Raw genomic sequence first — 9,131 nt, forward strand, 5'->3', positions numbered from 1 at the left:
GAATGCTGTTTAAACATCCGGAAGTCCTTTGGTCTCTTTTCTTATTGGTCATCCCTATTTTAATCCATCTCTTTCAATTACGTAGATTTACCAAAACCCCCTTTACCAATGTTAAGCTGCTACAAAAGGTAGTAGCAGAATCCAGAAAGAGCAATTCGCTAAAAAAATGGCTGTTGTTGTTTACGCGACTTTTACTGCTCAAGGCTTTGATTCTTTCCTTTGCACAACCCTTCCTTCCGGGTAAGTCGGCCTTAAAACAGGGGCAATTTATCATATACTTAGACAATTCCTTTAGCATGCAGACTGCGGACGAAAGGGGGACACTTTTAGAAAACAAAGTACAGGAATTGTTGAGATCAGTGCCGCCCACACGCACTATCACCCTTTTTACCAACGAACGTACCTTTAGGGATGTACACATTAACGAGATCAAAAATGAGTTGTTATCCTTACCCTATACGGGAAAACAAAGCTCCTTGGATGAGATTTTATTAAAAGCAAAAAGTCTTATAAAAGATCCTAGCCCTGAAAATGAACTGGTCTTAATTTCCGATTTCCAAACCCATTCCCCCTCACAAAGATTGGATACCTTACAAGGATTAAAATTACATCTAGTGCAGGCCCTTTCCAAAGATCTACGCAATGTAGCAATAGACACCCTATATGTGACAGAGGTATTCCCAGAAAGCCTGGAGCTTAGCTGTGAGCTCACTTCCAGTAATCACAGAGAGCCCATTCCCGTGTCCTTATACAACGGGGATCGGTTAATTGCAAAAACATCGGCAAGCTTTAACGAAGACCTTAAGGGCAAGGTAGTCTTTACCCTACCCTCCAATGAAAAAATCAATGGAAGCGTTGTTATCACAAATTCTGGCATAGAATACGACAACCAGCTGTTCTTTAACATCCACAAAAAAGAAAAGATCAAGGTAATATCCATCAGTGGGGCTCCTTCCAATTTTTTAGGCCGAATTTTCCGAGAAGACCAATTTGAATATTCCGATTTTCAATTAAACTCTTTGAATTATGGCATATTAAACTCTCAGAACCTCATTGTTCTCAATGAACTTAAAAGTATTCCCACCGCATTGCAAAATGCATTATTGCCGTTCGTTGCAGATAATGGAAGCCTGGTAATAATCCCACATTCGGATGTCGATATTTCCAATTACAATACCCTGCTAAATAAGGGCTTGAATGTCAATGTTATTTCTGGAAATACTGCAGAACGGAAAGTTAGCAGCATTTCCATGGAGCACCCCTTGTACCATAACGTCTTTGAAGAAAAGGTTACCAACTTCCAATACCCAAGCCTGCAGAAGTATTATAAAATTCAATCAAACCTTCCTTCACTACTCACCCTAGACAATGGAGCCCCCTTTTTAGTGGCAGACAAGGGGATTTACCTATTTACGGCGCCCTTAAATTTGGAAAACTCCAATTTTATCCAGTCGCCCTTAGTGGTGCCTACCTTCTATAATATGGGGTGGAATAGCTTAAAACTTCCAAGATTTTATGAACTAATTGGACAAAAATCTATCGTAGATATACCTATAGTTTTGGAGGGCGACGGAGTTTTAAAGGTATCCGGGGAGAATATGGAATTTATCCCTTACCAACAAGCCTATAGTAATAAAACGGTATTGACTTTTGAGGAATTGCCAACCATTGCCGGAAATTTTCAAATTAACGCAGCTGGGAAAGAAATAGGTACCTTAAGTTTTAATCACCCTAGAAATGAAAGTTCCTTAAATTACTTGGACCCTAGCAGCTTAGCTGCCACCACCGTGAACAACCAATTGGAATCTTTGTTTCAGCAACTAGAAAGTGACCATGGCATAAAAGAGCTTTGGAAATGGTTTGTTATTTTTGCGTTGGCATTTATCCTAATAGAAGTTCTTATTCAAAAATACTTAAAATGAACATACTCTTAAAATCCGCCACAATAGTAGATTCGTCCAACCCTGACTACCATTTAAAAAAGTGGGACATACATATTAAAGATGGTACCATTAAAGATATTGCCCCTACCTTGCAAATTCGGGAAAAGGTAGAGGTTATTGAGCATGATAACCTACATGTTTCCATAGGCTGGTTAGACACGGGCGTTAGTTTTGGAGAGCCAGGATACGAAGAGCGCGAAACTATCGCTAACGGGCTGTCTACCGCTGCCAAAAGCGGATTTACCGATATTATCCATAACCCAAACACCCTTCCCATTCCCGATAGTAGTTCGGATATAGTATTCTTAAAGACTGCTGCCAAAGATAGTGCGGTAAACCTTTACCCACTTGGGGCGTTAACCACACAATCTGATGGGGAAAGTTTGGCCGAACTTTACGATATGAAGAGTGCAGGTGCCGTTGGTTTTTATGACTATAAACGCCCTATTGGCAACCCTAATTTAATGAAGGTGGCTTTGCAATACGCCCATAATTTTAATGGTCTAATACATAGCTTCCCTATGGATAAGCAAATTGCAGGGAAAGGAATTGTAAATGAGGGAGAAGTTTCTACTAAACTGGGATTAAAGGGAATCCCCAATATGGCTGAGGAACTAAACCTGGCAAGGGACTTATTTATCCTGGAATATACAGGCGGAAAATTGCACGTACCTACCATTTCCACGGAAAAATCCGTACAGCTTATTTGGGAAGCCAAGGACAAGGGGTTAGACGTTAGTTGTAGCGTTGCCATACACAACCTTTGCCTTACGGACGAGGTATTAACCAGTTTCGATTCTAGGCATAAAGTTATGCCCCCTCTTAGAACCAACAAGGACAGGGAGGCATTGATTAAAGGGCTAAAAGAAGGGGTGATCGATTTTGTAACCACAGATCACAGACCCTTGGATATTGAACTGAAACGGATAGAATTTGACAATGCCTCTAATGGCACCATAGGTTTGGAAAGTGCATTTGGAGCTTTAAATACACTGTTTGATTTGGAAACCACCATAGCACTCCTCACCAAAGGTAGGGAACGCTATGGTATATCGCAGCCCATCCTTAAGATTGGTGAGGAAGCCGTACTAACCCTATTTGACCCAGATATTGAATATACTTTTACAGAAGAAGACATCATTTCCAGTTCAAAAAACAGCGCCTTCCTAGACATTAAAATGAGGGGAAGAGCCTTAGGGATTATAGGCAACAATCAATATATTCACTAACTTTGTTTTTTGAAAAAATAAACGAGAACACATGGATCAAAAAACAATAAATGAAGGTAAGACCATGGCAATGGTAAGCTACCTATTTGTAATAGGCTTACTTATCGCCTTTATAGTAAACAGTAACAAAAAAAATGCATTTGTTCAATTTCATATAGAGCAATCCCTAAGAGTTTGGATCCTTTCCATAGCGATATCCGTACTCTTATTTGTTTTATCCATGGTGGGAATAGGGTTTTTGGGTATTCTGAGCTGGGTACCTTTGGGCTTTGCCATTTTAGGCGTTATCAACGCAAATAGTGGCAAATTGGAGAAACTACCTTTAATAGGTACTATAGGAGAATAACATCACTATTAAAACCACGGATAGAGGTCTTGTTTAAAGGTTTCTATTCGTGATTATAAACTAAGCTAACATTTACTTTGCCGGTATGAACAACACAGTAAAAGAGGGGAAAACTACGGCAATTGTTGCGTATATGACCATGGTAGGGGCTTTAATCGCCATGTCCATGAACTCCGAACCGAAAAATGATTTTGCAAGATTCCACACACGTCAGGCATTTGGTTTACACCTTGTGTTTTTAGGGGTTGCCATATTTCTGAGTAATTGGTATAGCGAATACGCTTGGTACGGTCTATACGTATTTTATGTGGTTTTATGGTTCTATGGATTTTTGGGAGCCTTAAACGACAAAAAACAAGAAGTACCCATTCTGGGCCCCTATTTTCAAAAATGGTTTACTTTTATTTCTTAACATGACAACAGCAACACTTTCTTTAGAACATCTTATAAGACCCTCCAATATAACGAGTGGTAAAGCACCAGTTCTTTTTATGTTTCACGGATATGGTAGTAATGAAGAAGATTTATTCTCTTTCGCTCCCGAATTGCCTAAGGAACTATGTATTATTTCGGTAAGGGCGCCCTATCCTATGCAGCCATTTGGGAATATGTGGTATGCCATAAATTTTGATGCAGATAAGGGTAAGTGGAACGATGATGCCCAAGCCATGCTTTCCCGCGATAAAATAAAAGCGTTTATAGAAGAAGCTTGTAGCACCTACGGATTAGATCAGGACAATGTTACCCTTTTAGGTTTTAGTCAAGGGACCATTCTAAGTTATGCCGTGGCACTTACCTACCCCCACCTAGTGAAGAATGTAGTGGCACTAAGTGGCTATATCAGTCCTTCTATGTTGCCAGACAACTATAGGGAAAACGATTTTAAGGATTTGAAGATTTACGCTTCCCATGGAAGTGTAGATCAGGTGATTCCGGTGTCATGGGCACAAAAAATCCCCGAATTTATAACCGATTTGGGAATAGAACACGTATATGAAGAGTTTCCTGTAGGACATGGAGTGGCACCGCAAAATTTTCACTCCTTTAAAAACTGGTTAGTAGACAAGATATAATCATAATGCAGGTTCCAAGTAGTGGAACCCTTATTCTCAAAAAACAAATAGGTCGATATACTTTTATTAAGCGTATCTACCTATTTTATTTATGAAGCCTACTTGTGTAAGGCGGAGCGCTAATTCTTTACAGAATTTAATCTGTAAGCGCCATTTAATCAATTACTACGAGTGTACAGGAAGTGATCCAAGAGAGAGAAATCGACCCCCAGATCATCCTTCAACTCATATTTTATAAACAGCTCCCCCCAAAACTGCCCATCGGAGAAGTCGGCTAAAATCCATTTGTGGTTCAATACCTTAATCTTATTAATCTTAAAATCACCTTCCATGCCCGCGTAGGGAACCAAGGGGTTATCTCCTTTAGTTTCATTGGTTTCTAGTAATTTATCGGTAATATATTGGCTGGGCGATTCAAGCTTTAGATGATCATAATAGGCCAAAGCGTCATCATTATTATCCAATGAAAAATACTGCGTTTCCAGGTTTGTAAATTGCAGGTTCCTAATAGAGTCTTCCATTTGTACCATTTCTTTGGCTTGCGCCTCAATTAGGCCGTTTTTGGCCTGTATCATGTTTCTGGTACTAATAAATTGATATAAGGCAATTAAGACAAAGAATAGCAGAAGGTAAAATATAATTTTTTGTTTCATATATAGGTTTTAATTGTTTTTAAATGGTAATACTTCAGCTGGGCATGCCTACGGCATTTAGGTTCACATTTCCCCTTAGGTGATTGCAAACGGTCTTGAGTCGTGCTCATTTCATGCTTTTAATCGATGCTGTATTAGGAATGTTTGACACGAGATATTTTATTTTACCCCATTAAAAATAGATATAACGCCTAGCACTCTATAGTTAAATTATCAAAGGCCAAATGTACATTTTTTGGCAAGGTTTTTTCTACTTCATCATGAAAACCTAACAAATGACTTATATGAGTTAAATATGCTTTCTCTGGTTGTACAGCTTCAATAAAATTTAAAGCTTCTTCCAAGTTAAAATGGGAATGGTGGGGTTCCATCCGAAGCGCATTGATAACCAATACTTTTACTCCCTTAATTTTTTCCATTTCCACCTTTTCCATACTTTTTACGTCTGTGAGGTAAACAAAATCCCGTATCCTATAACCAAATACCTGTAATCTGTTGTGTTGGGCCTCTACGGGGATGGCCATTAGATTTCCAATTTTAAAAGGCTGATTGTTCTTTACCGTGTTTACTTCTACCCCTGGCGCACCGGGATATCGATTTTCATTGGTGAAAATATAATCGAAGCGTTGTTTTAGTGAAGCAATCACACGCTCGTGTGCATATATGGGGATATCTCCCTGCCTAAAGAAAAAAGGTCGTATATCGTCTATCCCTGCCGTATGATCTGCATGTTCATGGGTAAATAATATCCCATCGATCTTTGTTACTTCGTTGGTCAGCATCTGCTGTCTAAAGTCTGGTCCACAATCTATTACATAGGTATAGGATTCCCAAGATATTAATACGGAGACCCTAAGCCTCTTGTCCTTATGATTCTCACTAAGACATACAGGATGCTTACTGCCAATAACAGGGATGCCCTGTGATGTACCGGTGCCTAAAAAAGTAACTTTCAATCTCATATATGTTTAATCCAAATTTATAATATATTTATTTAATAGATAGTGTTATCTTATTAACTTTGTACAACGCAAATAAGCTATTGTATCTAAGCTATTATAACGTCTATTTTGAAAAAAGAAACTGCTTTTACCAACGTACCGTCAATCAAGGCCAAAACCTTACGTATAAATTTGAACCCCGATATTTATGGAACCTTTTCCGAGGTGGGGGCCGGACAGGAAACTTCTGCACATTTTTTTAGGGCAGGAGGTGCTTCCGGAACCATTGCGAAGGCAATGAGCGCCTATGACAAGGATTTTAGCGATGCTATTTATGGTGTGGAAGACGACGGCCGATACGTGACCCTTTCTAGGTTAAATAAAATGTTGTCCCATGAAATGGAGCATATAGAGAATAGGATCAGCCGAGAGAAGCATCCGGATAGATTATTCTTTTCTTATGCGAACACCGTTGCCACTATTGACTTTACCAAACGTTACAAGGGACATGGGTGGATTGGTATCAGATACCAGCTAGAGCCTGGTCAAAAAGAACTCAACGAAATTATACTACATGTCCGTTTTAAGCAAAATGAAGCCAGATTACAGCAAGAAACGCTAGGAATTGTTGGGGTAAACCTTATTTACGGGGCATTTTATAAGTACGATAAGCCTAAAAAACTGTTGAGATACCTCTATGATCATATCGACAAGGACACCATAGAGATTGATATGGTGAATTTTTCCGGACCTAATTTTGCGGAAGTAGATAATAGGTTAATGAGCCTTCAGCTTATTAAAAACGATATGACCGATGCCGTGATGTTTGGTCCCGATGGCAATAACCTTCTTCCAGCCAGTATTCTATACAAAAAGAATATTTTGGCGCTAAGAGGAAGTTTTAGACCTGTGACCAAGGTAAATATGGATATGTTTAAAAAATCGTATGAAATATTTATTAACGAACAGAATGTAGAGAAAAAAAATACGGTAGTAATTTTCGAGATTACCCTGTCTAACCTTAGGGCACATGGGGAAATAGATGAGCAAGATTTTATGGACCGGGCAGAATTACTTTGTTCTTTGGGCCATACGGTAATGATTTCTAAGTTTCAGGAGTATTATAAATTGGTAGAATACTTTAGCAATTACACCAAAGCCAAGATCGGACTTACCATGGGGGTAAACAATCTTGTGGATATTTTTGACGAGAAGTATTACCGTCACCTAAGCGGAGGTATACTAGAAGCCTTTGGTAAGTTATTCTTTAAGGACCTAAAAGTGTATCTATACCCAATGAGGAATGAGGAAACCGGACAGGTTATGACCAGTAATACCGTTAAGGTACATCCTAGGATGAAAGAATTGTACAAGTTCTTTAAGTACAATGGTAAGGTGAAGGATATTATTGACTACGATCCAGAAATTCTACATGTATTCTCTAGGGATGTCCTGAAACAAATAATGGACGGTGAGGATGGCTGGGAATCCGTATTACCTCAAGGTGTTGCAGAAATCATTAAAAAGAAGAAGCTGTTCACCCGTAATAGAACCGAGCAGATTGAATATAATAGAGAGCAGGAGGAAAAAGATAAGAAAGAAAAAGTCTAATTATACTTCTACTAATAAGCAATCGGGCCAAAAAAAGGATACATCCTATTTTTTGGCCCGATTGCTTATGGGTGAATACTACTCTAATATTTGAGCAGCGTGGTCCTTGGTCTTTACTTTGTCTATTACCTTGGTAACAACCCCCTGCTCATCTATCAGGAAGGTCATTCTGTGAATACCATCATATTTTCTACCCATAAACTGTTTTGGACCCCATACCCCAAAAATATTTAGTACGCTGTGATCTTCATCGGCCAATAAAGGAAATGGAAACTCATACTTATTTTTAAAATTGGTTTGTCTCTTTTGGGAATCGGCACTAACTCCCAACAATTCGTACCCCTGCGCCTGTAGCTCGGCATAATTATCCCTTAAATTACACGCTTGGGCCGTACATCCTGGAGTACTTGCCTTTGGATAGAAAAAGACAAGTAGCTTTTTCCCCTCATAATCGGACAGTTTAATGGTATTGCCATCTTGATCCGTAGCCGAAAACGACGGCACCTTATCCCCTACTTTTAATGTATTCATAGCTAAATATTGATTATTTTTATCACTTTTGAAATCGACCTATTGATAGGTCGATTTCAATTTTTGATAAAATTACGGATTATATGACTAAATCAGAAAAAGTAGACTTTACAATAAAAACATTACAGGAATTATACCCAACCATCCCAACACCCCTAGATCATAAGGATGCTTATACCCTACTCATTGCAGTGCTATTATCTGCCCAAAGTACCGATGTAAGGGTGAATATGATTACTCCCCTATTGTTTGAAAAGGCCGATAACCCTTACGATATGGTTAAAATGACGGTAGATGAAATTAGGGAAATTATAAAACCTGTAGGACTTTCCCCTATGAAGGCCAATGGGATTTATGGATTGTCTAAAATGTTGATAGAAAAATATGATGGAGAAGTCCCGCAGGATATCGAATTATTAAAGGAATTTCCGGCAGTTGGTCATAAGACGGCCAGTGTGGTGGTTGCGCAAGCATTTGGTATTCCAGCGTTCCCAGTAGACACGCATATCCATAGATTGATGTATAGATGGGGGTTTACTAATGGCAAAAACGTGGTACAAACCGAAAAAGACGCGAAACGGTTGTTTCCAAAGGAGCTGTGGAACGACCTTCACCTGCAAATTATTTGGTATGGAAGAGAATATTCACCCGCTAGAGGATGGGATTTGGAAAAAGACATCATTACCAAAACTATCGGTAGAAAATCTGTTTTGGATGCCTATTACAAGAGTAAAAAGCCCAGTAAATGACCAGCACTGGGCGACACTATCCCGCAATTTGTGTAAGTAGAAAATAGAGGGTGCT

Annotated in this window: 10 protein-coding genes; 7 read left to right on the forward strand and 3 right to left on the reverse strand. The window is 39.0% G+C overall.

Features of this window, described 5'->3' with window-relative positions; all coding sequences use genetic code 11:
• The first annotated feature begins 2 nt into the window (after nt 1-2).
• The 5 genes from BV214_RS07350 to BV214_RS07370 all read left to right on the forward strand — a co-directional run bounded on the left by BV214_RS07350 (nt 3) and on the right by BV214_RS07370 (nt 4,591).
• Complete coding sequence (locus BV214_RS07350) at nt 3-1,922, forward strand: BatA domain-containing protein (RefSeq protein WP_086476843.1); 1,920 nt, start codon at nt 3-5, stop codon at nt 1,920-1,922.
• The gene (locus BV214_RS07355; RefSeq protein ID WP_086476844.1) at nt 1,919-3,172 is read left to right on the forward strand and encodes a dihydroorotase; all 1,254 of its coding nucleotides are present in this window, start codon (nt 1,919-1,921) and stop codon (nt 3,170-3,172) included. Before BV214_RS07350 ends, BV214_RS07355 begins: the two co-directional genes overlap by 4 nt.
• Before the next feature lie 31 nt (nt 3,173-3,203).
• Nucleotides 3,204-3,518: a DUF4870 domain-containing protein gene (locus BV214_RS07360; RefSeq protein ID WP_086476845.1), complete on the forward strand. Its 315-nt coding sequence runs from the start codon at nt 3,204-3,206 to the stop codon at nt 3,516-3,518.
• Between the two features lie 85 nt (nt 3,519-3,603).
• Entirely contained in the window at nt 3,604-3,930 is a 327-nt protein-coding gene (locus BV214_RS07365) for a hypothetical protein (protein ID WP_086476846.1), read from the forward strand.
• A gap of 1 nt (nt 3,931) precedes the next feature.
• Nucleotides 3,932-4,591: an alpha/beta hydrolase gene (locus BV214_RS07370; RefSeq protein ID WP_086476847.1), complete on the forward strand. Its 660-nt coding sequence runs from the start codon at nt 3,932-3,934 to the stop codon at nt 4,589-4,591.
• Between the two features lie 158 nt (nt 4,592-4,749).
• Here BV214_RS07370 and BV214_RS07375 read toward each other — a convergent pair whose 3' ends face one another.
• Nucleotides 4,750-5,244: a hydrolase gene (locus tag BV214_RS07375; RefSeq protein ID WP_086476848.1), complete on the reverse strand. Its 495-nt coding sequence runs from the start codon at nt 5,242-5,244 to the stop codon at nt 4,750-4,752.
• 191 nt (nt 5,245-5,435) lie between these two features.
• Entirely contained in the window at nt 5,436-6,200 is a 765-nt protein-coding gene (locus BV214_RS07380; protein ID WP_086476865.1) for an MBL fold metallo-hydrolase, read from the reverse strand.
• A gap of 102 nt (nt 6,201-6,302) precedes the next feature.
• On the opposite strand from BV214_RS07380, the gene BV214_RS07385 reads away from it, so the two are divergent.
• Nucleotides 6,303-7,796 carry a nicotinate-nucleotide adenylyltransferase gene (locus tag BV214_RS07385; protein WP_086476849.1) on the forward strand — a complete coding sequence of 498 codons (1,494 nt, stop codon included), beginning with the start codon at nt 6,303-6,305 and terminating at the stop codon, nt 7,794-7,796.
• Nucleotides 7,797-7,874: 78 nt separating this feature from the next.
• On the opposite strand, the gene bcp is transcribed toward BV214_RS07385, so the two are convergent.
• Complete coding sequence (gene bcp / locus BV214_RS07390; RefSeq protein ID WP_086476850.1) at nt 7,875-8,327, reverse strand: thioredoxin-dependent thiol peroxidase; 453 nt, start codon at nt 8,325-8,327, stop codon at nt 7,875-7,877.
• Between the two features lie 83 nt (nt 8,328-8,410).
• Between bcp and BV214_RS07395 the strand changes: the two genes are divergently transcribed.
• A complete protein-coding gene (locus tag BV214_RS07395; RefSeq protein ID WP_086476851.1) occupies nt 8,411-9,076 on the forward strand; it encodes an endonuclease III domain-containing protein in 666 nt (221 codons plus the stop codon).
• Nucleotides 9,077-9,131 lie beyond the last annotated feature (55 nt).

The organism is Arenibacter amylolyticus (assembly GCF_002150785.1).
GTDB lineage: Bacteria > Bacteroidota > Bacteroidia > Flavobacteriales > Flavobacteriaceae > Arenibacter > Arenibacter amylolyticus.